Source organism: Hydrogenophaga sp. (assembly GCF_041913525.1).
Classification (GTDB): Bacteria; Pseudomonadota; Gammaproteobacteria; order Burkholderiales; family Burkholderiaceae_C; genus Hydrogenophaga.
The window spans coordinates 90,742-112,160 of the sequence record NZ_JAYSFD010000002.1 but is presented as its reverse complement, the minus strand read 5'-3'; the positions used below and the strand labels follow the sequence as shown (position 1 = coordinate 112,160).

The following is a 21,419-nucleotide window of genomic DNA, read 5'->3' as shown; positions in this document are numbered from 1 at the left end:
TCAGCTCCAGAGGGAATGGGTGGCGCAGGCGTGGGCGCCGCGCAGCCTAGGCGTCGTGGTGTCGCCAGCCGGAATCAGGGCACTTTCCTGGGCGCGCAGAGCCCAGGTGGCCGACGGCCAGACCGACAGGGAATGGTTCAGGTAACGGGCGGCGCAATCGACCACGTTGCCCACCAGCTGGGGCGGGGCCTCGATGGCGGGCGCCAGCACCGGGTTCAGGCCGGCTTGCTGCAGCAGCTTGACGGCGCCGTAGGCGTAGATGCTGGCCTGTGCCTGCGGCAGCACGGGCACCAGCACGCGGCCACCACAGCCGCCCAGCAGGGCACTCAGGGCCTGGGGCGGTGCGAACAGCAGCACCAGGGCGCCACCCGCAAAGGGGGCCAGCAAGCGGGCCAGCGCGCGCTTCGGCCCGGCGTGGCGGGCGGTGTCAAGCAGCAGCTCCAGGCCCAGGGCGCCGGGCATCACCCGCCACTCACCCGCGTCGCCCACGGCGCCGAGCTGGGCCATGGAGGGGTCTTGCAGGGCCTGGTGCAGACCGAGCGATGCGTCGTCGGTGTCGCGCAGAGCGGCGGTTTCGTGCGCCGTGGCGTCCACCACGATCACCTCGCGGTCTTGGGCGGCCAGTTCGGCCGCCAGGTGGCACAGCCACTCAAAGGCGCGCGAGGGCTGGGCCGGGCTGGCCAGCGGCACCAGGGCCGCGTGGGCACCGGGCAGGCTGGCGCGCAGGCCGGCGGCCTGATCGAAACCGGGCTCAAACATGGGTGGCCCCAAGGTGAACGGCCTGGCTGGACTGGGCGAAGTAGAAGCCCAGGTCGTTGACCATGGGGTCGTGCACCGACTTGCCCTGGCTGCCCATGGACAGGCGCACCAGCGAGGCGGCGTCGGGGGTCTGCCAGTCTTCGGGCACGCGCTGGCCGTTGGCCACGCCGCGCAGCACCACCTGGTGGCGCACCAGCGCGTCAATGGCCGGGCCGAGCTTCACGGCCTCGTCCACCTTGGACAGCACCACGCCGTGCAACTGGGCGGCCTTGAACGAGGTGAGCACCTCGTCCAGCGTGTCGCCTTGCGAGCCGGCATTGAGCACCAGCATCTTCTTCACCGAGGGCATGGCCAGCACATCGAGCATCTCTTGAATGCGCTGGTCGCGCTGGCCCAGGCCAGCGGTGTCGATGATGACCATGCGCTTGCCTTGCAGCAGGTTGAGCAGGTCCACCAGGGCGGCGCGGTCGTGGGCCAGATGGGCCACCACGCCGAGCATGCGGCCGTAGGTGCGCAACTGCTCGTAGCCGGAGACGCGATAAGTATCGAGGGTGATCATGCCCACGCTGCCGGCACCGTGTTGCTTGACGCACTGGGCGGCCAGCTTGGCGGCGGTGGTGGTCTTGCCCACGCCGGTGGCGCCGATCAGCGAGATCACGCCGCCTTCGTCGGCCAGGCCACGGCCGGGTGCGGCCACCTTGAGGTTGCGGGTGAGCACGTCCACCAGCCAGCGCATGGCCTCGGCGGGCGAGGCGTCGGGCGACACGCGCTCCAGCACGGCGCGGGCCAGGGCGGGCGAGTAGCCGGCGCGAATGAGCTTGTGCATCAGGTTGGCCTGCAGCGGGTTCTGGCGCGAAGAGCCCAGCCAGGCCAGGGTATTGAAGCGCTCTTCGATCATCTCGCGCAGGGCCGAGAGCTCCACCGCCATGCGCTGGTTGTCGTCGGCACCGAAGCGCACCGGCGGCTGGCTGTCTTCCCACGCGGGCACCTGGGCCTGGGTGCGGATCGGCTCGGGGCGCGGCTGGCTCACCTCGGGCACGCGGTTGAAGTGCTGCACCGGCACGGCGATGGGCTCAGCCTTGGGCTGCTGGCGCGGCTCGGCTCGCACCGGGGCGGCCTGCGGCACGGGTGCGGCCATCGGCGCCTGCCCCGTTTCTTCGCGGCGCTTGCGCAGCATGCGCTCGCGCACGTAGTCCTGGAACGACAGGGTGCTCATGGCCATGGTCTCGGTGTCCTTCTCCACCGAAGCGGCCGCGGCCGGCGCGGGGCGGGCTGCGGGCTGGGGCGCGGCGGCCGAGGCGGTGGTGATGCTGGCGAGGCTTTCCTCGGCAGCGGCCATCACTTCAAAACCATCGCCGGTGGAGCGCGTGGACAGGATCACCGCGCTGTCGCCAAAGGCACGGCGGGCCTTGGCCATGGCTTCGCGCGAGGTGGGGGCGATAAAGCGTTGGATGTTCATGCGGCAAGCTCTCCAAGAATCGGGCCGATGCGGATCAGGTGGGTCTCAGGAATTTCGCTGTGGGCCAGCACCTGCAGGCGTGGCGCGGCACGGCGCAGCAGGCGGGCCATGGCGGTGCGAATGGCGTCGGGCACCAGCAGGCAGGCGGGCACGCCCTTTTCTTCCTGGCGGTTGGCGATGTCGGTGGCCGACTGGCTGAGCATCTCGGCCACGCCGGGGTCCAGCGCGCCAGCGTTCTGGCCGGTGAGGGCCTGCATCAGCAGGCGCTCCAGGCCAGGCTCGATGGCGATCACTTCCAGCTCTTTCACCGGGCCGTAGATCTGCTGCACGATGGCCGGGGCCAGCGCCATGCGCACACGGCGCGCCAGCTCGGCCGGGTCGGTGGTGTGGGGGGCGTTCTCGGCCAGCGACTCGATGATGGTGCGGATGTCGCGCACGTGCACCCCTTCCTCCAGCAGCAGCTGGAGCACTTTCTGGAAGGTGGCAACCGAAACCATCTTGGGCACGACTTCTTCAATCAGTTTGGGGGCCAGGCGGGTCACGTGTTCGACCAGGTCCTGGGTCTCCGTCCGGCTGAGCAACTTGGCCGCCTGGACTTGCATCAAGTGTGAAAGATGCGTGGCCAGCACGGTCTCGGAATCAACCACGGTGAAACCTGCCATTTGCGCGTTTTCCTTCTGGCGCTCGTCGATCCAGTGCGCGGGCAGGCCGAATGCCGGGTCGGTGGTGGGAGTGCCGATCAGCGGCGTGCCGATGCCGCCCGGGTCAATGGCCAGGAACATGCCGGGGAACACCTCGCCCTCGCCCACCACCACACCGCGCAGGGTGATGCGGTAGCCGCTGGGGCGCAGTTCCAGGTTGTCGCGCACGTGCACGGCCGGGGGCAGAAAGCCCACGTCCTGGGCGAACTTCTTGCGCACGCCCTTGATGCGGGTGAGCAGGTCGCCCTGGCGGTTCTTGTCCACCAGCGCGATCAGGCGGTAGCCCAGCTCCAGGCCGAGCAGGTCCACCGGTTGCAGGTCGTCCCAACTGGCCTCGCCATCGCTGGTGGGCCCGGCGGCGCTGGCCTCAAGCGGTGCGGGGCGCTGCTCTTCCTGGTAGCGCCACCAGGCCAGGCCACCCAACAACGCGGCGAAGGTCAGGAAGAACAGGTGCGGCATGCCCGGCACGATGCCCAGCATGAACAGCACGCCGGCCACGATGCCCAGCACCCGCGAGGACAGGAACATCTGGCTGGCCATCTGCACGCCCAGGTCCTCGTCTTTGCCCACGCGCGAGACCACCATGGCCGCGGCCACCGAGATCAGTAGCGAGGGAATCTGCGCCACCAGCGCGTCGCCCACCGCCAGCAGCACGTAGCTGTTCACGGCCTGCCCGATGGACAGGCCGTGCTGGGCCATGCCAATGGCCAGGCCGCCAATGATGTTGATGATGAGAATCAGGATGCCGGCCATGGCGTCGCCGCGCACGAACTTGGAGGCACCGTCCATGGAGCCGAAAAACTCGGCTTCTTCGCCCACCTCGGCGCGGCGGCGCTTGGCTTCTTTCTCGTCGATCAGGCCGGCACCCAGGTCGGCGTCGATGGCCATCTGCTTGCCGGGCATGGCGTCCAGGGTGAAGCGGGCCGACACCTCGGCAATGCGCTCGGAGCCCTTGGTGATCACCACGAAGTTGATCACCACCAGGATCACGAACACGATGAAGCCCACCGCGAAGTTGCCGCCAATGAGGAAGTGGCCGAAGGCCTCGATCACCGCACCGGCCGCGCCGGGGCCGGTATGGCCTTCTAGCAGCACCACGCGGGTGGAGGCCACGTTGAGCGACAGGCGCAGCAGCGTGGTGAGCAGCAGCACCGTGGGGAAAACCGAGAAGTCCAGCGGGCGGCGCATGTAGGCGGCCACCATCATCACGATCAGGGCCAGCGCGATGTTCAGGGTGAAGAAGGTGTCCAGCAGCCAAGGCGGCAGCGGCAACACCATCATCGACAGGACGGTGATCACCAACATGGGCGCGGCCAGGCCACCGGCCCAGCCGGCGTTGCGCCGCAACCATTGCTGCAGGGGCTGCAAGGCGTTCATTCAACAGACTCCCGAGAGACAGGCTTTTTCTTGAAGTGCGGGTCCAGCTCGGGCGGCACTTGCGGCTGTGGCTCGACGGGCATGGCCCCTTCGCCGCGCAGCGCGGCCTTGAGCTGATAGACGTAGGCCAGCACCTGGGCCACGGCGGTGTAGAGCGCCGACGGGATCTCTTCGTCGATCTCCGCGTTGGCGTACAAGGCCCGCGCCAGCATGGGCGACTGCAGCACCGGCACCTTCGATGCCTTGGCCACGTCGCGAATCTTCATGGCCAGCAGGTCAGTGCCCTTGGCGATCACGCGCGGCGCACTCATGCTGGCGTCGTCGTAGCGAATGGCCACGGCGTAGTGGGTGGGGTTCATGACCACCAGGTCGGCGCGCGGCACGGCCGAGATGCTCAGGCGCTGCGCCAGTTCGCGCGCCTTGGCGCGGCGCTTGCCCTTGAAGGTGGGGTCACCCTCGGCCTGCTTGAATTCTTCCTTCACTTCCTGGTGGGACATGCGCAGGCGCTGCGCGTGCAGGAACTTCTGCACAGGAAAGTCCACCGCCGCCACCACGGCCACCACCACCAACAGCAGGCCAACGCCGGTCACCATCCACTGTCCCAGCTGGCCCAGGCCGGCCTCCAGCGGCTGCATCACCAGCGAAGCGAAGTCTTGAAGGTGCGAAGCGAGGAAGCGCCAGCCCACCAGCGCCACCACGGCGGTGATGAAGACCAGCTTGATGGTCTCCACCACCTGCTGTTTGGAAAACAAACGCCCCATGCCCGAGAGCGGGTTCAGCTTGCCGAAGTTGGGCATCAGCGGCTTGGTGGTGAAGCCCCAGCTGCCCGAGGCCACGGCCACCACCAGCGCCAACGCCAGGGTGAGCACGCCCAGAGGGAGGTAAATCATGAGGCCCTGGCCAAACCCCTCGCCCAAGCGCTGCAAGGCTTGGGCGGGCTCGCGAAGCGCGGTGTGGTCAAAGCGCAGCTGGGCCCGCAGCATGGTGCGCAAGCCTTCAAAGGCAGCCGGCAGCAAGGCCAGCAGGATCAGGGCACCACCACCGAGCACCGCCAGGTGACCCAGGTCGCGCGAGTGCGCGATCTGGCCTTCGTCACGCGCCTCTCGCAGGCGCTTGGCGGTGGCTGGCAGGTTTTTGTCTTGGGCGGAGGAGTCCATGGATCAGGCTCTGGGGATGAGCCCGATTGTGGAGACCGCCTCGACAAACTAAAGGGCGATAAAGCCCAGGGAAACCGCGCTTTTCGCGCGGCCAATGCGGCCGGGGTCAGAAGCCCAGGCTGGCCAGCAGGTCGTCCACCTGCTGCTGGTTGCTGACCACGTCGGTGCGGCCCTCGGCGTTGACCACCGGGCCCGCGAGTTCAAAGGCCTGGTCTTGCCCGGGCTGACCAGTGGGGGCGCTTTGCAACAAGAGGTCGAGCAGCTGCTCTTCGATGGTGCCGGCCAACTGCACCACGCGGGCGATCACCTGGCCGGTAAGGTCGTGGAAGTCTTGCGCCATCATGATGTTGGTCAGGCGAGCATCGGTCTGCTCGCTCAGGCGCACCACGTCGTTGGACCACTCCATCAACTCGGGCATGGCCTTGGCCAGTGCCGGCACGCGGGAGATGGTGTCGGCCAGCTGGCGACCGCGCTGGGTCAGTTCGTTCTGCTCGGACTTGGCGCTCTCCACCTCACCCAGCACCTTCTCGGCCGCCTCGCCGGTGAGGCGGGCGATGTAGGACAGACGGCTTTGCGCATCGGGAAGCTGGTCCACCGAGCCCTTGAGCTTGTCGGTGTAACCCAGCTCCTTGAGCGCATCGTGCAGCTGGCGCGTGATGGTGCCGAGCTGGTGAAACATGGTCGGGCTGGCAGCGGAGTCTTCACTGTTGCTCATGGCTAGCCCCCTCAAAGGCCAAGTTTCTTGAAGATGTTGGCAAGCTTCTCTTCCAGGGTCGCCTTCGTGAAAGGCTTCACGATGTAGCCGGCTGCCCCACTCTGGGCCGCCAGCACGATGTCTTCCTTTCGCGCCTCGGCCGTCACCATCAGCACCGGCAGGTGCTTGAGGCTTTCGTCTGCCTTGATGGCCGACAACAACTGAAAGCCGTTCATGTTGGGCATGTTGATATCGGTGACCACAAAGTTGAAATTGCCGGTCTTGAGTTTGTTCAAGGCGACGGCGCCGTCTTCTGCCTCATCGGCATCGGAGTGGCCAATTTCCTTGAGCAGGTTGCGCACGATGCGGCGCATCGTGGAGAAGTCATCAACGATCAGGAATTTCATCGGTACGGACATGTGGCCTCCGGCAAAACAGGCATCAGGGGCGGGGGTCTTCACTTGGCGATGCGACCTTTTTCGTCATATCGCTGGAAATCTGTAGCGGCGCAGTCTCTTCGGCCAATCCCGCTGCCGTTTCGGCGGGCCTGGAAGCAGCCGCCTGGGTCGCCTGGGCAGAAGCGGAAGGCAACATGCGCTCTTCGGCCTCGCGGGTCATCACCACGATGCTGATGCGCCGGTTGGACGGGTCAAAGGGCTGGTCGGGGTGCAGAAGCCGGCTGGACGCCAGGCCCTCCACGCGCACGAGCTTGTCATCGGGCAGGCCACCGGCCACCAGGTCGCGACGCGAGGCATTGGCCCGGTCGGCGGACAGCTCCCAGTTGCTGTAGCCACGTTGCCCGGTGCCGTAAGGCTTGGCGTCGGTGTGACCCGCCAGGGCAATGCGGTTTTCCACTCCCATGAGGGCGCCACCGATTTCGCGCAGGATGTCGCGCATGTAAGGCTTCACCAACGCACTGCCGGTGTCGAACATCGGGCGGTTCTGCGCGTCAACAATCAGGATGTGCAACCCGTCAGGCGTCTTGATGAGCTGGATCTGACCCTTGTAGTCAGCCAGCTTGGGGCTGCTGTCGATCAGCTTGCGGATCTTTGTCTCCAGGAGGTCGATTCGCTCGCTGTCCTGGCGCGCCTGCTCCTGGCGGATCTGCTCGGCGCGCGCCATTTGCGCCCCCATGATCTTGGCTGCGCGCTGGGCCTCGCCGCTGTCCATCTGGCCGAAGGCACGCGAGAGGTCCCTTCCGCCACCCGGCAAGATGCTGTCGCTGTTGCCGGTGCCATTGCCCCCCATCAGGGAAATCTTCACTGGGTTGGCGAAGTAGTCAGCAATGCCCTGCAGTTCACCTTTGGCGGTGGAGCCCAGCAACCACATGAGCAGGAAGAAGGCCATCATGGCTGTCACGAAGTCGGCATACGCGATCTTCCAGGCACCGCCATGGGCGCCATGGCTGGTCTTCTTGACGCGCTTGACGATGATGGGTTGGAGTTTTTTTCCGTCACCAGCCATGGTTCAAATCCGCCTCACTTCTTGCCTTTGACGTGGCTCTCCAGCTCGGTGAAGCTGGGGCGCACGTCCGAGTACAACACCTTGCGGCCGAACTCGATGGCCGTGGCCGGGGCATAGCCCTGCATGCTGGCCAGCAGCGTGGTCTTCACGCACTCGTATTCCTTGGCGCCTTCGGCGGTGCGCTGCTCCATCAGGCCCCCCAGCGGCTCGAACACGCCGTAGGCCAGCAGAATGCCCAGGAAGGTGCCCACCAGGGCCGAGCCGATCATGGCGCCCAGCACAGCCGGCGGCTGACCGACCGAGCCCATGGTGTTCACCACCCCCAACACGGCCGCGACGATGCCAAAGGCTGGCAATCCACCGGCCACGCGTGCAATGGCGGCCACGGGAGCGTGGGCCTCCTGGTGGTGGGTCTCGATCTCGGCGTCCATCAAGGCCTCGATCTCGTGGGCGTTGAGGTTGCCCGAGACCATCATGCGCAGGTAATCGGTGATGAACTCCACCAAGTGGTGATCGGCCAAAATGGTGGCGTACTTCTTGAACACGGGCGACTCGTGTGGTGTCTCCACGTCTTGCTCAATGGCCATGAGGCCTTCCTTACGGGCCTTCTGCAGCAAGTCGTACTGCAGGGCCAGCAACTCCAGGTAGCGCGACTTGGTGTAGCGACTGCCCTTGAAGCACTGGGCAATGCCTTTGAACGCGGCCTTCACCACCTTCATCTGATTGTTGATGAGGAAAGCGCCCAGGGCCGCGCCCAGGATGGTGGTCATCTCGAACGGCAAGGCCTTGAGCACCACCCCGATGTTTCCTCCGTGGGCGATGAACACCCCGAAGATGCAGGCCATGGAGACCAGAAAGCCGACGATGACAAACATGCTGTGAGACCCCGAATGGCTGGTGAGCGCGCCGCCCCCTTGGCGCAGCGTCGCTCTTACTCAATGTTCTATCGGCCAACTCTAGGCGGTATTGATGGCGCCCATGAAGCCGAAAAGGGCCCCGTTGGGGGCCCTTTTCTGGATTGCGCAGATGGAAGCTGGGGGTATCGGGTGCGGCTCAGTGCAGGCGCAGACCACCAGAGGCCGCGCCCTTGCCGGCGCGAGCAGGCGGCTGGCACAGGCCGCAGACAAAGTGGCGGGCGTTTTCGTAGGGCTCGGTGACGAAATGGCCGCCGCAGCACGAGCACTTGGTGAGGGTGAGCATGCCGCTGTCCACGAACTTCACCAGACGCCAGGCGCGCGTGATGGACAGCAGGGGCTCAATGGCGCTGGCCGTCATCTGTTCGCTGTACAGGCGGAAGGCCTTGATCACCGCGTCGATCTCTTCGATTTCGCTGGACTTGGACAGGTACTCGTGGATGTTCAGGAACAGCGAGGCGTGGATGTTGGGCTGCCAGGTCAGGAACCAGTCGGTGGAATAAGGCAGTTGGCCCTTGGACGGGCTCTTGCCCGCCACTTCTTTGTACAGGCGCAAAAGGCGCTCGTACGACAGGCTGGTCTCGTACTCCAGCACCTGCAGGCGCGCACCCAGTTGGATGAGCGCAACCGCGCGCTCGATGTCACGCGACTCGTTGAGGATGCTTTTCACGGCGGCCATGGTGTGTGCTCCTGCGCGGCGAGTAAGGGCTTAGTGGGCGGCGGCCATCGAGTCGGCGAAACGGCCGGCCATCAGGATGGAAGCATGCAGGCGGGTGGTGGTGCCGTTTTCCACCTTCTTCACGTTGTGGTTGGTCAGCAGGTTCCAGACCAGGTCGTCGTCCACGCGGAAGCGGCACAGCAGCATGTTGCTGGAGGCGATCTTGAGCATCTGGGCCGGTGAGAGCATCACCAGCAGGTCAGCGGCCTCTTCGCTCAGGCCCAGGCGGAACAGGGCTTCTGCACGGTCCTTGCGGATCAGGTTCTGGGCCAGCATCAGGTAGGTGAGGTTGGCTTCGCGGATCTCGGCGAGCAGTTGTTCGTTGTCCATGTTGATACCCCTTCTGGTACTGCGCTTACATCTGGTGACTCGATGTGAGTGATTGTGTCGAAGGGCAAAGAATCTTGAATCGGCGAAGCACTGCTCGTGGCGTCAGGCGCCGCCTCACACTCTGTAAGGCAAATTCCGACAAAGACGGGCTGCGAGATCTGTCCAGCGGCAGCGGGCATGCCGCTGATCGGCCCCCATCGGCCGCTGCGCCCTAAGCAGCGAACAAGGCCCTGAGGAGACCGCTTATCGCCCGATTGATTAATGGGCGGCGCTAAAGAATCTGGCTCCACCACCGAAAACCTCCTCAACGAACTTCTAAGTGGGTTCGTCGTCCGGCCAGCGAAGGCGGCAAGCGCAAACGGTGGTGGCCTCGCAAGAGGTCGATCCGGCGCCAAACGCCGATGGCTGATGTCACCACCGAGAGGCAGTGACCGCCAGACATTCAGCCGGATTACTTTGTTCGACCATTTTTTAGGAGTGAGTGATGACCACGATCAACACCAACGTGATGTCCCTGAACGCACAGCGCAACCTGGCCTCGACCGGCGCGTCGCTGGCCACCTCGATGCAGCGCCTGTCTTCGGGCCTGCGCGTCAACAGCGCCAAGGACGACGCCGCCGGCCTGGCCATCGCCGAGCGCATGAACGCTCAGGTTCGTGGCATGAACGTTGCCATCCGCAACGCCAACGACGGCATCTCCCTGTCGCAGACCGCTGAAGGCGCGCTGGGCAAGGTGGGCGATTCGCTGCAGCGCATGCGCGAACTGGCGGTGCAGGCCCGCAACTCCACCAACAGTGATGAGGACAAGGATTCGCTGGACAAGGAATTCCAGGAACTGGCTTCCGAAATCGAGCGCGTGCTCGGCGGCACCACCTTCAACGGCAAGGCCATTCTGGGTGCCGAGGCTGGCTCCCTGACCTTCCAGGTGGGCGCCAACACCACGACCAACGACACCATCAGCATCACCTCCACCAACCTGACGACCGACGCCAGCATCACCGCGGTGACCGGCGCCACCATCGACAACACGTCCACGGAAACCACCCTGAAGGACGTGATCGACGACATCGACACCGCGCTGGACACCGTGAACTCGCAGCGCGCCACCTTCGGTGCCGCGCAGAACCGCTTCGATGCCGTGATCGCCAACCTGCGCGTCTCGGTGGAAAACCAGTCGGCCGCCCGCGGTCGCATCATGGACGCGGACTTCGCCCAGGAAACCGCCAACCTGTCGCGCACCCAGATCCTGCAACAGGCAGGCACCGCGATGATTGCGCAGGCCAACCAGTCGCCGCAGAACGTGCTGTCTCTGCTGCGCTGATCGAGCGTCCAGGCGTTCGCACCGCCACGCCTCGCGGCGTGGCGCCCGAGCGGCAGCGGCAGCCATCTGCCCTGCCGCTTCGGTCTTGCGAGCGGGATGCACAGAGCGCATGCCTTTGCGTGCGGTCCGTCCATCCTGAGGGAAGCACACCATGGCCACCATCTCCTCTGCCGGCATTGGCAGCGGGCTCAACGTCGAGTCCATCGTCTCGCAGCTTGTCTCGCTGGAGAAAAAGCCCCTGGAGACGCTGCAGACACTGGCCACGTCGATGCAGACCAAGCTGTCGTTGTACGGCACCATCAAGTCGCAAATCTCGGCCCTGGGCGATGCCGCGGCCGCACTGGGCCGCACGAGTTCCTGGTCGGCCGTCACCGGCACCTCGTCCAACGCGGCGGCAGTGGGTGTGACCACGGGCAGCGGCGCCGCTGCTGGCAACCTCACCGTGTCGGTGCAGCAGCTGGCCAAGGCCCAGGCCACCGCCTCAGCGGCCATCACCAGTGGCTCGGCAGTGGGCGAGGGCAGCCTCAGCATCGACCTGGGCCGCTGGAGCGGCGGCAGCTTCACCCCATCGGGCTCGGCCACGACGGTCACCGTCGGGGCCACCGACACGCTGGCCCAGGTGGCCGCCAAGATCAACAACGCCAAAGGGGGCGTCACCGCCACGGTGCTGAAGGACGCCTCGGGCGAGCGCCTGTTGCTGCGCTCCAGCGCCACCGGTGAGGCCCAAGGCTTTCGTGTGCAAGTGACCGACGCCGATGGCAACGACGGCGACGCCAGCGGACTGTCTCGCCTGGCCTATGACTCGGGCCTGAGCAACGGCACCACCCTGACCCAGGCGGGCCAGAACGCCAACGCCACCATCAATGGCGTGGCCGTCACCTCGGCCAGCAACGACCTCAACGACAGCCTGGCGGGCGTGCAGCTCAAGTTGCAGCAGGTCACCACCTCGCCGGTGGAGATCGCCATCAGCCAGGACACGGAGGCGCTGCGCAAGAACCTCCAGACCTTCGTGGACGCGTACAACGCGATCAACAACACATTGAGCAACGCCACCAAATACGACGACACGAGCAAAAAGGCCGGCGCGCTGCAGGGCGATGCCACCGCCGTGGGCCTGCTCAACTCGCTGCGCGGCGTGATGCGCTCCACCCTGCCCAGCGGCACCTACCAGCGCCTGAACGACATCGGCCTGGAGATGAAGGCCGGCGGCACCCTGGCGGTGAACACCACCCGCCTGAACGAAGCACTGAACAACCCAGACGCCCTCAAGGCGCTGTTCACCACCGACACGGGCGACAACACCACCAACGGTCTGGGGCTGCGCATCAGGGCCTTCACCAATGGCCTGCTGGACATCAGTGGCACAGTGGCGAACAAGCAGACCTCCATCAAGAGCATGCTCGAGCGCAACAGCGATGAGCAAGACCGCGTGAGCGACCGCATCTCGCGCACCGAGACCCGCTTGCGCAGCATGTACACCGCCCTGGACACGCAGATGGCGCAGCTCAATTCGCTCAGCGCCTACGTCTCGCAACAGGTCACGACCTGGAACAAATAGCGGCGCCACCGAGCGGCAAATGGCCGCCCCTCGGCGGCTGGCGCACTGCCTTGATCCTTGCCTGGCAAAGCCCGCAGAAGCCAGATTTACCCCCCTATTTCCTGCATCCGCTCCCTACAGTCCACACCATGGCTGCCGATACAAAGTGGCATCAGACACAAGGAACCGTTGCCATGTTCACCTCCGTCAACTCCCGCGCCGCCACTGCTTACCAGCGGGTAGCCGTCGAGACCAGCGTGCAGGGCGCAGACCCCCATCACCTGGTGACCATGCTTTACGACGGCTTGCTGCGCAGCCTGCAGCTTGCCCGCAGCGCCATGGAGCGCCAGGACGTGGCCGCCAAAGGCCAGGCCCTGGGCAAGGCCAGCCGCATCCTCGACGAAGGCCTCAAAGCTGGCCTGAACCTGACCGAAGGCGGTGAGCTGGCCCAGAACCTGCGAAACTTGTACGTGTATTGCACCCAGCGCCTCATGCAAGCCAACTTGCGCAATGACCTGGCTGCCGTGGATGAGGTGATCGGCCTGATCGACCCGCTGGCGGACTCGTGGAAAAAGATCCGGAACGCCGCCCTTCTGGGAGGCTGACATGGAGCCCACCTTGCTCGACTACTACAAAGCCATCGAGAAGACCAGCCGCGACATGCTCACGGCGGCCCAGCAAGAAGACTGGGACCAGCTGGTTCGCCTGGAAGGGGCCTGCGCGGTGCTGATCGCCCAGTTGCGCTACAAGGCGCGCACGCTGCCCCTGGCGCCCGAAGACCGCAAGGAAAAGGCCCAGATCATGCAGCGCATCCTGCGCACCGACGCCGAGATCCGAAACCTGGCCGAGCCCTGGCTGCAAGACCTGGCGCAGATCCTGGACCACGGCAGCGTGGTGCACTGAAGACAGGGGCCTCAGCCGCCCCTTGGCCCCGCGCGGGCCAAACGAAAAAGCCCTGGGGCCCGAAGGCGCCAGAGCAACACCCTTCTCACAAGGGAGTCGGAGAAACCAGCAGGCCCACGCGCAAGGCGGGGCAGCGATCAGACCGACATGTTCATGATGTCGGAATAGGCCTGCACCATGCGGTTGCGCACGTGCAAGGTGGCCTGGAAACCGATCTGCGCCTTCTGCATGGCCAGCATGGTTTCTTCCAGGCTGACGTTGGGGTTGCCCAGTTGCACCTGGGTCTGCAGCTCGGAGGCCTTGGCCTGAGAAGCGCTCACGTTCTGCAGCGCGGTCTTGAAGCTGTCGGCAAAGGCATCACCCGGCATGGCGGTGCGCTGCGTGCGCTGCGCGGTGGCCGGGTTCAGGCCGCTCAGGGCGGAGTTGGAGAGAGCGTTGAGGCGGAGGTCCATGGCAAATTCCTTCCACAGGGGGAATGGCCCCGACTCTAGGGGCGCCAGCGCCACGGCACGCCGCGAATAAAGGGCCAAAGTCGGCCCTTTTCGCCGCTATGCACCCAGGGGTAGCCGCCCATACTCGGTCGCCATAGGGGGATGTCCCCCCTGCATGAGCTTCCGTCACGCCCCATGAGCACCTCTGTTGCCGAATTGGATATCCAGCCCGTGCGCCGCAACGCGCTGGCCGAGGGCTTCTCGCGCATGACCCAGGCCCAGAAGATCAAGCTGGGTGCGGGTCTGCTGGCCCTGCTGGCCATTGCCCTGGCGGCCATCTTCATGAACCGCCAGCCCGACTGGCGTGTACTGTTCGCCAACCTGTCCGACAAGGACGGTGGCGCCATCGTCGCCCAGCTCTCGCAGATGAACGTGCCCTACAAGCACGCCGAAGGCGGTGGCGCGATCATGGTGCCGGCCGACAAGGTGCACGACATCCGCCTGCGCCTGGCCTCGCAAGGCCTGCCCAAGGGCACGGTGAACGGCTTCGAGCTGATGGAGGCCAACCGCTTTGGCATGACGCAGTTTCAAGAGCGCCTGACCTTCCAGCGCGGCCTGGAGGGCGAACTCACCCGTTCGATCCAGTCGCTCTCGTCGGTGCAGGCCGCGCGCGTGCACCTGGCCCTGCCCAACCAGAACGGTTTCTTCCGCGAGCAGCAAAAGGCCAGCGCCTCGGTGCTGCTCACCCTGCACCCTGGCCGCACGCTCGACCGCGCCCAGGTGGCCGGCATCGTGCACCTGGTGGCCAGCAGCGTGCCGGAAATGAACCCCAAAGCGGTGAGCGTGGTGGACGACGCCGGCAACCTGCTGTCGAACGCACCCGACGCCAGCCAGTCGGGCACCGACACGCAGAAGCTGCAATACGTGCAGCAGATCGAGCAGCTCTACACCCGCCGCATCATGGACATGCTGGAGCCCCTGGTGGGCGCCGGCAATGTGAAGGCACAGGTCACGGCCGATGTCGATTTTTCGCAGGTCGAGTCCACCTCTGAGCAGCACGCGCCCAACCAGGGCGGCGCCCCCAGCGCGGTGCGCAGCCAGCAACTGGTGGAAGACGGCACGGCCGCCTCGGCCCAGCCCTCGGGCGTGCCTGGCGCGGTGAGCAACCAGCCCCCGGCCCAGGGGACGGCCCCCATCAACGGCCCGGCCGCCCCTGTTGGCGTGGCCGCACAGGGCGGCACCGACAAGCCGGGCAACCAGCGCCGCGAGTCGGTGGTGAACTACGAGGTCGACAAAACCGTGAAGGTGGTGCGCGAGTCCACCGGCAACATCCGCCGCCTGAGCGCGGCCGTGGTGGTGAACCACCGCGCCTTCACCGACAAGACGGGCAAGTCCCTGGCCTCGCCGATCCCGCCTGAGCAGCTTGAGCAGATGACCGCCCTGGTGCGCGAGACCATTGGTTTCAACAGAGAGCGCGGCGACTCGGTGAACCTGGTGAATGCCCCCTTCCAGGTGGAAAAGGCGCCCGAGGCCGAAGCCGCCGCCTGGTGGCAGCAACCGGAGCAGATGGAACTGGCGCGCAGCCTGTCCGCCCCGGCCGGCCTGCTGGCCCTGGCTTTGCTGGTCTTCTTCGGCCTGATCCGCCCCTCGATGCGCCTGATCAAGAGCCCGGCCCCCGTGGCGATACGCCAGGCTCAGCCGGTGAACGCCCTGCTCAACGACACGCCCGAGCGGCCTGGGCTGCCGATGCCCGCCGACGGCGCCGAGTCTCCCGAGTTCAGACGTCTGTCCGATGCCCGTCGCCTGGCGCTGGAGAACCCGGCGGCCGTGGCCAACATCGTCAAGGGCTGGGTCAATGGTGAGGCCCCGGCCTGACCCCACCTCCATTTGCAGTGAGCCAGACCATGGAAGACCAAGGACTCCAGGACGCAGCGATCTTTCTCATGTCGCTGGGCGAAGAAGAGGCCGCCGAGGTGTTCAAGCACCTGAGCCCGAAAGAGGTGCAAAAGCTCGGCGAGACCATTGCCAAGACCCGCGCCGTCTCGCACGAGCGGGTGGACCAGGTGATGCAGCGCTTCTCCAGCGAGGCGTCGTCGCAAAGCCTGCTGGTGTCCGACACCGACAACTACGTGCGCAGCGTGCTCAAGCGCGCGCTGGGCGACGACAAGGCCGCGCTGCTGATTGACCGCATCCTGCAGGGCGGCGATGTCTCGGGCATTGAGAGCCTGAAGTGGATGGACCCGCTCTCGATCGCCGAACTGCTGCGCAACGAGCACCCGCAGATCGTGGCCGCCATCCTAGTGCACCTGGAGGCAGAGCAGACCGCGGGGGTGCTCAAGCACTTCCCCGAGCGCACCCGCAACGACGTGATGCTGCGCATCGCCACGCTGGAAGGCATTCAGCCCACCGCGCTGAAAGACCTGAACGAGGTGCTCTACAAGGTGCTGGCCGGCGGCGACAAGATCCGCAAGACCAGCATGGGCGGCGTGAAGACGGCGGCCGAGATCATCAACATGATGGGCACGCAGATCGAGCACTCGGTGATCGAGTCGATTCGCGAATTCGACGCCGATCTGGCACAAAAGATCATGGACAAGATGTTCACCTTCGACGACCTGCTGCGCCTGGACGGCAAGTCCATCCAGCTGGTGCTCAAGGAAGTGGCCACCGACCAGCTCGTCATCGCGCTCAAGGGCGCCACCAACGACCTGCGCGAGCTCATCCTCTCCAACATGTCCACCCGCGCCGCCGAGGCGCTGCGCGAAGACCTGGAATCGCGCGGCCCGGTGCGCCTGTCGGAAGTGGAGGCCCAGCAAAAGGACATCCTCAAGGTGGTGCGCCGCCTCAGCGAAGAGGGCCAGATCGCGCTGGGCGGCGGCGAAGAAGAGGCCTTTGTGTAAGCCATGAACAAGCCCGTGAGCAAACCCAGCCCCCACTCGCGCTTCATTCCACGCGAAGAGATCGACGGCGTGGCCGCCTGGCGCTTCAGCGCCATGGACGGCAGCGACGATGAAGCCCCGCAGGTCGAAAGCGAAGCCACGACCGCCGTGGACACCGCCGCGCTGGAAGAGGCGCGGCAGCAGGCTTACGCCGAAGGCTTCCAGCACGGCCACGACGCCGGCGCCAAGGAAGTGCGCGACGCCATGGAAGCAGCCATGCGCCGCACGGCCGAAGAGACCGCGGTGCGCATGGCGCAACTGCTGCGCAACACCAGCGACCACCTCAAGGCCAGCGAGGCCAAGATCGCCCGTCACATCCTTGAACTCGCCTGCGACCTGGCGCGCCAGGTGGTGCGCCGCGAACTCAAGGCCGACCACGCCTCGCTGCAGCCGGTGATCGTGGAAGCCCTGCGCGAACTGGTGGACGACGGCCTGCCCGCCACCGTGCGCATGAACCCCGCCGACCTCGCCCTGATGAAAGGCGCGCTGCAGGAAACCCTGGGCCATGCCACCCCCGAGCTGGTGGCCGACCCCAGCATCAGCCCCGGTGGCTGCCTGATCGAGTCGAGCACCACCACGGTGGACGCCACCATCCAGAAGCGCTGGGCCCGCGCCATTGGCAACCTGGGCCTGGAGGCCCCCTGGAGCACGGAGGACGCCGATGTCTGACAGCGTGTTCGGCTCAGATCAGCGTTGGGACCAGTACATGGCCGACCTGCGCACCCACGCCAGCACCCCCACCCCGCTGGAGGTACGCGGCACCCTCACCCGCCTGGCCGGGCTGGTGCTGGAGGCCGTGGGCCTGAAGGTGCCCGTGGGCTCGCAATGCCTGATCGAGAACGGCAGCAAGCCGCCCGTGCTGGCCGAGGTGGTGGGCTTCGCCAACGACCGCGCCTTCCTGATGCCGGCCGGTGACGTGCATGGCTTGTCCAGCGGCGCCAGCGTCACGCCCCTGCCGCCCTACCGCACCGTGCCCAGCGTGGGCCAGTTCAACCCGCCCCCTTCGCCCGACGACCGCGGCACCCTGCGCCTGCCCCTGGGCCGCGGCCTGCTGGGCCGCGTGGTCGATGCCCACGGCCAGCCCATGGACCACCAGGGCCCCATTTCGGACGTGGACATCGCCCCCATGGACCGCGCGCCGCTCAACGCCATGGACCGTGCCCCGGTGCGCGAGACCCTGGACACCGGCGTGCGCGCCATCAACGCCCTGCTCACCGTGGGCCGCGGCCAGCGCATTGGCCTGTTTGCCGGCTCCGGCGTGGGCAAGAGCGTGCTGCTGGGCATGATGGCCCGCTACACCCAGGCCGACGTGATCGTGGTGGGCCTGATCGGCGAGCGCGGCCGCGAGGTGAAGGAATTCATCGAAGACATCCTGGGCCAAGACGGCCGCCAGCGCTCAGTGGTGGTGGCCGCCCCGGCCGACGCACCGCCCCTGGTGCGCATGCAAGGCGCCGCTTACGCCACCGCCATCGCCGAGCGCTTTCGCGACGACGGCCTGCACGTGCTGCTGCTGATGGACTCGCTCACCCGCTACGCCATGGCGCAGCGCGAAATCGCCCTGGCCATTGGCGAGCCCCCAGCCACCAAGGGCTACCCGCCGAGCTGCTTCGCCAAGCTGCCCCAACTGGTGGAGCGTAGCGGCAACGGCCTCAATGGCGTGGGCTCGATCACGGCCTTCTACACCGTGCTCTCCGAGGGCGACGACCAGCAAGACCCCATCGCCGACTCGGCCCGCGCCATTCTGGACGGTCACATCGTGCTCTCGCGCGCCCTGGCCGAAGCGGGCCACTACCCCGCCATCGACGTGGAGGCCTCGGCCTCGCGCGTGATGCACAACGTGGCCACGCCGCAGCACCTGGAGCTGGCGCGCAAGTTCCGCGCCGCCTACTCGCGCTACCAAAAGAGCCGTGACCTGATCCAGCTCGGCGCCTACGTGCCCGGCAGCGACCCGGAGACCGACCGCGCCATCGTGCTCTTCCCGGGCCTGCAACGCTTTCTCATGCAGGGCATGCACGAGGCATCGCCCCTGCCCGAGAGCCTGCAGGCGCTGCAAAGCGCGTTGCAAGAAGACAAGCCGGCCCGCGAGGCGCCCAGCCAGCGCGCCACCCGCCCGAACCACAACCCCTATGAAGGCAGCGGCGCATGAGCCACGATTCCCTGGCCTCGCTGCAACGGGTCATTGAAATGGCCGAGAAGCGGCGCGACGAAGCGCTGGCCGAACAGGCCCGCCTGCAGCGCGAGCAACAGCACGCGCTGGCGCAGATGGACCAGATTCAAGGCTACGCACAAGAGGCCGAACAGCGCTGGGCGCAGCGCAGCGCCCAGGGCGTGACCACGGCCCTGCTCATGCACCACCGCCAGTTCATGCAGAAGATTCACCACGCCATCGACTTCCAGCGCGGCGTGCTGAGCGAGAAAGAGATTCGCCTGGAGCGCGCGCAGTCCACCGTGCTGGAGGCCGAGCGCGAAGTGGCCAGCCTACGCAAGTACACCGAGCGCCAGCAAGCCGCCCTGGCCCTGCAGGCCATGCGCATCGAGCAAAAGCAGACGGACGAAATGGCCCAGAACATTCACCGCCGCCAGCAGGCCGCCCAGGCCCAGGCCCACCCCATGCACACCGGAGCCGGTCGATGAGCACCACCGTTCACACCCAGGGCACGGGCAGCACGCCCCCCGCCCACCAGGCCAAGCCCAAGGCGCACGACAAGCCCGCGCACGACACGGCGCCGGCCGACCTGTTCGCCAGCCTGCTCGCCTTGGTCGGCCAGGCACCGGCCTTGGCCGACGCCACCCTTGACGCCGCCGCTGACGGCGCCAGCGACCTGAGCCAGGACACCACGGCCCAAAACGGCTCGGGTGGCACCGACAAGCGCGGCGCCTCCTTGCCCTTGTCCAGCAGCCCTTTGTCGCTGAACAGCAACCCTGCGCCGGGTAACACACCGGCGCTCGCGCTGGCGGCCACGTTCACCGGGCGCCCGGCGCAAGCGCGCCTCACGCTGGAAGGCTTCACCGCTGTTGAAGGCCGCGAAACCCTGCCCACCCAGGCGCTGGAAACCGGGCCGACCATCAACGCCGAGACCGGCAAGCGCACAGGCCCTGCCCCCGCCTTCGCCTGGCGCAACGCACCGGGCGCCGCCCAGGCGGCGCAGGCAACGGCCACCCAGTTCGGCAACGCGCCCGCCGCCATGAGTTGGCAGCGGGTGCAAAGCCTGGCGCCAGACTCGACCCTGTCGGCGCCGGGCGGCCTCGCGGCACCGCGCGCCACGGTGGCGCTGGACGAGCGCTTCATGCCCCAGTTGCTGCGCACGACCGACAGCACCATTGGCCCATCGCATGGTGCGGTGGCTGGCCTGGACGACGGCAATGCCGATGCCCCTTCGGCCCTGTCGCCCAGCGGCACCTCCCTGCGCCAAGGCGGCGATGGCCTGGGCACCAGTGCCCCGGGCACCGTGGTGGCCGGCGCTGGCGAGGCCGCCGGCCTGGGCGGCAGCGGCGACGGCAGCGCATCGCAAGGCCAGGCATCGCCCGATCAGCCCGATGCCCAGCACCCAGCCACCCAGGCGGATGAGCCCACCGAGATCGGCCACTGGGGCACCGGCGCCCTGCGCCACGCCAGCCTGCGCGTGGGCGAAGACGCGGCCACCGCCATCGACATCCAGCTCAAGGTTCAGGGCCAGCAGGTGGACGTGAACTTCACCACCAACCACCCCGAGGCGCGCGATGCCCTGCGCGAGCAGGCGACAGCCGCCCTGAGCGAGCTGCTGCAACAAAGCGGGCTGGGCCTGGGCGGTGTGTCAGTGGGGGGACAGGGACAGTCGCGCGACCCCTCGCGTGAGCAGGCCCCGGGGCCTTCCACGGTGCAGCTCGGCCAAGCCCGCCGTGCTGGCCAAGAGGCCGAGGGCACGGCCCCCGCCCGGCCCCGCACCGACGGCAACCGCCCGCTCGACGTGTTTGCCTGAGCCGATGCGCAGCGCCCCCCGCCATGGGGCGAATCGCCTGCGCAAGCCGGGGAATAAGCGGCTTTTCCCCGGCTTTTCCAGCCAACGGCGCCCCCCCTGGCAGCCCACAATCGATCGCAACACCCCCCCGGTATCGGGGATGGGTCCCGACCGAGGATTGCCATGTCTGCTGCTGCCGCCGCCACCGCCAACGAAGCCCCGCCCGCTCCGAAAAAGAGCAAGAAGCTGCTGTTCATCCTGATCGGCGTGCTCGTGCTCGGCCTGCTGGCTGCCGGGGGCGCGCTTTACGTCATGAAGAAGAACGCAGCCGCCGCCGAAGGCCTGGACGAGGAAGAGCCCATCGCCCACGCCAAGCCGCTGGACGCCAAATCCGCCCCCACCTTCCTGCCGCTGGACAACATGGTGGTGAACCTGGCAGACGCCGGGGGCAACCGCTTCATCCAGGTGGGCCTGACGCTGCAGCTCGAAGACACCAAGACAGCCGATGCCGTGAAGGCCTTCATGCCCAGCATCCGCAGCCGCGTGCTGTTGCTCATCTCGCAGCGCACGGCCGACGAGATGCTGACCATGGACGGCAAGGAGAAACTGGCCAACGACATCATGACCGCCATCGGCGAGATCATGGGCTATGTCACGCAGAAGGCCGCTGTTGAAGACAGTGGCAAGAAGGCGGCGCCCAAGAAGGCCGAGGCCTCGCCCGTGCAGGCGGTGCACTTCTCCAGCCTCATCGTTCAGTGACGCCACTGCCACACGGAA

General features: G+C 66.8%; 22 protein-coding genes. 11 read left to right on the top strand and 11 right to left on the bottom strand.

Annotated elements, in window-relative coordinates; translation table 11 throughout:
- The 10 genes from ACE3RQ_RS03360 to flhD all read right to left on the bottom strand — a co-directional run bounded on the left by ACE3RQ_RS03360 (nucleotide 1) and on the right by flhD (nucleotide 9,573).
- Nucleotides 1–759: a ParA family protein gene (locus ACE3RQ_RS03360; RefSeq protein WP_374519914.1), complete on the bottom strand. Its 759-nt coding sequence runs from the start codon at nucleotides 757–759 to the stop codon at nucleotides 1–3.
- Nucleotides 752–2,218, bottom strand: a complete 1,467-nt coding sequence (flhF, locus tag ACE3RQ_RS03355) for a flagellar biosynthesis protein FlhF (protein ID WP_374519912.1) — start codon at nucleotides 2,216–2,218, stop codon at nucleotides 752–754. The genes ACE3RQ_RS03360 and flhF overlap by 8 nt, the downstream gene beginning before the upstream one ends.
- Complete coding sequence (flhA, locus tag ACE3RQ_RS03350; RefSeq protein ID WP_374519910.1) at nucleotides 2,215–4,296, bottom strand: flagellar biosynthesis protein FlhA; 2,082 nt, start codon at nucleotides 4,294–4,296, stop codon at nucleotides 2,215–2,217. Before flhA ends, flhF begins: the two co-directional genes overlap by 4 nt.
- Nucleotides 4,293–5,453, bottom strand: coding sequence for a flagellar biosynthesis protein FlhB (gene flhB / locus ACE3RQ_RS03345; protein WP_374519908.1), 1,161 nt, complete (start codon nucleotides 5,451–5,453; stop codon nucleotides 4,293–4,295). Before flhB ends, flhA begins: the two co-directional genes overlap by 4 nt.
- A 106-nt stretch (nucleotides 5,454–5,559) precedes the next feature.
- On the bottom strand, nucleotides 5,560–6,168 hold the full coding sequence (locus ACE3RQ_RS03340; RefSeq protein ID WP_374519906.1) for a protein phosphatase CheZ: 609 nt from the start codon (nucleotides 6,166–6,168) through the stop codon (nucleotides 5,560–5,562).
- Between the two features lie 11 nt (nucleotides 6,169–6,179).
- On the bottom strand, nucleotides 6,180–6,566 hold the full coding sequence (gene cheY, locus ACE3RQ_RS03335) for a chemotaxis response regulator CheY (protein ID WP_374520514.1): 387 nt from the start codon (nucleotides 6,564–6,566) through the stop codon (nucleotides 6,180–6,182).
- Between the two features lie 22 nt (nucleotides 6,567–6,588).
- Nucleotides 6,589–7,611, bottom strand: a complete 1,023-nt coding sequence (motB, locus tag ACE3RQ_RS03330) for a flagellar motor protein MotB (protein ID WP_374519904.1) — start codon at nucleotides 7,609–7,611, stop codon at nucleotides 6,589–6,591.
- 14 nt (nucleotides 7,612–7,625) lie between these two features.
- Complete coding sequence (gene motA, locus ACE3RQ_RS03325; protein ID WP_374519902.1) at nucleotides 7,626–8,486, bottom strand: flagellar motor stator protein MotA; 861 nt, start codon at nucleotides 8,484–8,486, stop codon at nucleotides 7,626–7,628.
- A 178-nt stretch (nucleotides 8,487–8,664) separates the two neighbouring features.
- Nucleotides 8,665–9,204, bottom strand: coding sequence for a flagellar transcriptional regulator FlhC (flhC, locus tag ACE3RQ_RS03320; RefSeq protein ID WP_374519900.1), 540 nt, complete (start codon nucleotides 9,202–9,204; stop codon nucleotides 8,665–8,667).
- A gap of 30 nt (nucleotides 9,205–9,234) precedes the next feature.
- A complete protein-coding gene (gene flhD / locus ACE3RQ_RS03315) occupies nucleotides 9,235–9,573 on the bottom strand; it encodes a flagellar transcriptional regulator FlhD (protein WP_374519898.1) in 339 nt (112 codons plus the stop codon).
- Nucleotides 9,574–10,054: 481 nt separating this feature from the next.
- Here flhD and ACE3RQ_RS03310 point away from each other — a divergent pair, with 481 nt between their 5' ends.
- From ACE3RQ_RS03310 to ACE3RQ_RS03295, 4 genes are all read left to right on the top strand, one after another.
- Nucleotides 10,055–10,894 (top strand): flagellin domain-containing protein, encoded by an 840-nt coding sequence (locus tag ACE3RQ_RS03310; RefSeq protein ID WP_374519896.1) that lies wholly within the window; start codon nucleotides 10,055–10,057, stop codon nucleotides 10,892–10,894.
- Nucleotides 10,895–11,045: 151 nt separating this feature from the next.
- Entirely contained in the window at nucleotides 11,046–12,452 is a 1,407-nt protein-coding gene (gene fliD / locus ACE3RQ_RS03305; protein ID WP_374519894.1) for a flagellar filament capping protein FliD, read from the top strand.
- Nucleotides 12,453–12,625: 173 nt separating this feature from the next.
- Nucleotides 12,626–13,036: a flagellar export chaperone FliS gene (gene fliS / locus ACE3RQ_RS03300; RefSeq protein ID WP_374519892.1), complete on the top strand. Its 411-nt coding sequence runs from the start codon at nucleotides 12,626–12,628 to the stop codon at nucleotides 13,034–13,036.
- 1 nt (nucleotide 13,037) lies between these two features.
- Complete coding sequence (locus ACE3RQ_RS03295; protein WP_374519890.1) at nucleotides 13,038–13,334, top strand: flagellar protein FliT; 297 nt, start codon at nucleotides 13,038–13,040, stop codon at nucleotides 13,332–13,334.
- Between the two features lie 137 nt (nucleotides 13,335–13,471).
- On the opposite strand, the gene fliE is transcribed toward ACE3RQ_RS03295, so the two are convergent.
- Complete coding sequence (fliE, locus tag ACE3RQ_RS03290) at nucleotides 13,472–13,786, bottom strand: flagellar hook-basal body complex protein FliE (RefSeq protein ID WP_374519889.1); 315 nt, start codon at nucleotides 13,784–13,786, stop codon at nucleotides 13,472–13,474.
- A gap of 174 nt (nucleotides 13,787–13,960) precedes the next feature.
- Here fliE and fliF point away from each other — a divergent pair, with 174 nt between their 5' ends.
- The 7 genes from fliF (at nucleotide 13,961) to ACE3RQ_RS03255 (ending at nucleotide 21,401) form a co-directional block, all read left to right on the top strand.
- The gene (gene fliF / locus ACE3RQ_RS03285; RefSeq protein WP_374519887.1) at nucleotides 13,961–15,640 is read left to right on the top strand and encodes a flagellar basal-body MS-ring/collar protein FliF; all 1,680 of its coding nucleotides are present in this window, start codon (nucleotides 13,961–13,963) and stop codon (nucleotides 15,638–15,640) included.
- Between the two features lie 29 nt (nucleotides 15,641–15,669).
- Nucleotides 15,670–16,665 (top strand): flagellar motor switch protein FliG, encoded by a 996-nt coding sequence (gene fliG / locus ACE3RQ_RS03280; RefSeq protein ID WP_374519885.1) that lies wholly within the window; start codon nucleotides 15,670–15,672, stop codon nucleotides 16,663–16,665.
- 3 nt (nucleotides 16,666–16,668) lie between these two features.
- Nucleotides 16,669–17,373: a FliH/SctL family protein gene (locus tag ACE3RQ_RS03275; RefSeq protein WP_374519883.1), complete on the top strand. Its 705-nt coding sequence runs from the start codon at nucleotides 16,669–16,671 to the stop codon at nucleotides 17,371–17,373.
- Nucleotides 17,366–18,850, top strand: coding sequence for a flagellar protein export ATPase FliI (gene fliI / locus ACE3RQ_RS03270; RefSeq protein WP_374519881.1), 1,485 nt, complete (start codon nucleotides 17,366–17,368; stop codon nucleotides 18,848–18,850). Before ACE3RQ_RS03275 ends, fliI begins: the two co-directional genes overlap by 8 nt.
- Nucleotides 18,847–19,338 (top strand): flagellar export protein FliJ, encoded by a 492-nt coding sequence (gene fliJ / locus ACE3RQ_RS03265; protein ID WP_374519879.1) that lies wholly within the window; start codon nucleotides 18,847–18,849, stop codon nucleotides 19,336–19,338. Before fliI ends, fliJ begins: the two co-directional genes overlap by 4 nt.
- Nucleotides 19,335–20,663 carry a flagellar hook-length control protein FliK gene (locus tag ACE3RQ_RS03260; protein ID WP_374519877.1) on the top strand — a complete coding sequence of 443 codons (1,329 nt, stop codon included), beginning with the start codon at nucleotides 19,335–19,337 and terminating at the stop codon, nucleotides 20,661–20,663. The genes fliJ and ACE3RQ_RS03260 overlap by 4 nt, the downstream gene beginning before the upstream one ends.
- Before the next feature lie 162 nt (nucleotides 20,664–20,825).
- Nucleotides 20,826–21,401, top strand: a complete 576-nt coding sequence (locus tag ACE3RQ_RS03255) for a flagellar basal body-associated FliL family protein (RefSeq protein WP_374519875.1) — start codon at nucleotides 20,826–20,828, stop codon at nucleotides 21,399–21,401.
- Nucleotides 21,402–21,419: the final 18 nt, after the last annotated feature.

Bases quoted from the DNA above. Each gene is read 5' to 3' on its own strand.
- ACE3RQ_RS03360 (WP_374519914.1), bottom strand. From the start codon at position 759: ATGTTTGAGCCCGGTTTCGATCAGGCCGCCGGCCTGCGCGCCAGCCTG.
- flhF (WP_374519912.1), bottom strand. From the start codon at position 2,218: ATGAACATCCAACGCTTTATCGCCCCCACCTCGCGCGAAGCCATGGCC.
- flhA (WP_374519910.1), bottom strand. From the start codon at position 4,296: ATGAACGCCTTGCAGCCCCTGCAGCAATGGTTGCGGCGCAACGCCGGC.
- flhB (WP_374519908.1), bottom strand. From the start codon at position 5,453: ATGGACTCCTCCGCCCAAGACAAAAACCTGCCAGCCACCGCCAAGCGC.
- ACE3RQ_RS03340 (WP_374519906.1), bottom strand. From the start codon at position 6,168: ATGAGCAACAGTGAAGACTCCGCTGCCAGCCCGACCATGTTTCACCAG.
- cheY (WP_374520514.1), bottom strand. From the start codon at position 6,566: ATGTCCGTACCGATGAAATTCCTGATCGTTGATGACTTCTCCACGATG.
- motB (WP_374519904.1), bottom strand. From the start codon at position 7,611: ATGGCTGGTGACGGAAAAAAACTCCAACCCATCATCGTCAAGCGCGTC.
- motA (WP_374519902.1), bottom strand. From the start codon at position 8,486: ATGTTTGTCATCGTCGGCTTTCTGGTCTCCATGGCCTGCATCTTCGGG.
- flhC (WP_374519900.1), bottom strand. From the start codon at position 9,204: ATGGCCGCCGTGAAAAGCATCCTCAACGAGTCGCGTGACATCGAGCGC.
- flhD (WP_374519898.1), bottom strand. From the start codon at position 9,573: ATGGACAACGAACAACTGCTCGCCGAGATCCGCGAAGCCAACCTCACC.
- fliD (WP_374519894.1), top strand. From the start codon at position 11,046: ATGGCCACCATCTCCTCTGCCGGCATTGGCAGCGGGCTCAACGTCGAG.
- fliS (WP_374519892.1), top strand. From the start codon at position 12,626: ATGTTCACCTCCGTCAACTCCCGCGCCGCCACTGCTTACCAGCGGGTA.
- ACE3RQ_RS03295 (WP_374519890.1), top strand. From the start codon at position 13,038: ATGGAGCCCACCTTGCTCGACTACTACAAAGCCATCGAGAAGACCAGC.
- fliE (WP_374519889.1), bottom strand. From the start codon at position 13,786: ATGGACCTCCGCCTCAACGCTCTCTCCAACTCCGCCCTGAGCGGCCTG.
- fliF (WP_374519887.1), top strand. From the start codon at position 13,961: ATGAGCACCTCTGTTGCCGAATTGGATATCCAGCCCGTGCGCCGCAAC.
- fliG (WP_374519885.1), top strand. From the start codon at position 15,670: ATGGAAGACCAAGGACTCCAGGACGCAGCGATCTTTCTCATGTCGCTG.
- ACE3RQ_RS03275 (WP_374519883.1), top strand. From the start codon at position 16,669: ATGAACAAGCCCGTGAGCAAACCCAGCCCCCACTCGCGCTTCATTCCA.
- fliI (WP_374519881.1), top strand. From the start codon at position 17,366: ATGTCTGACAGCGTGTTCGGCTCAGATCAGCGTTGGGACCAGTACATG.
- fliJ (WP_374519879.1), top strand. From the start codon at position 18,847: ATGAGCCACGATTCCCTGGCCTCGCTGCAACGGGTCATTGAAATGGCC.
- ACE3RQ_RS03260 (WP_374519877.1), top strand. From the start codon at position 19,335: ATGAGCACCACCGTTCACACCCAGGGCACGGGCAGCACGCCCCCCGCC.
- ACE3RQ_RS03255 (WP_374519875.1), top strand. From the start codon at position 20,826: ATGTCTGCTGCTGCCGCCGCCACCGCCAACGAAGCCCCGCCCGCTCCG.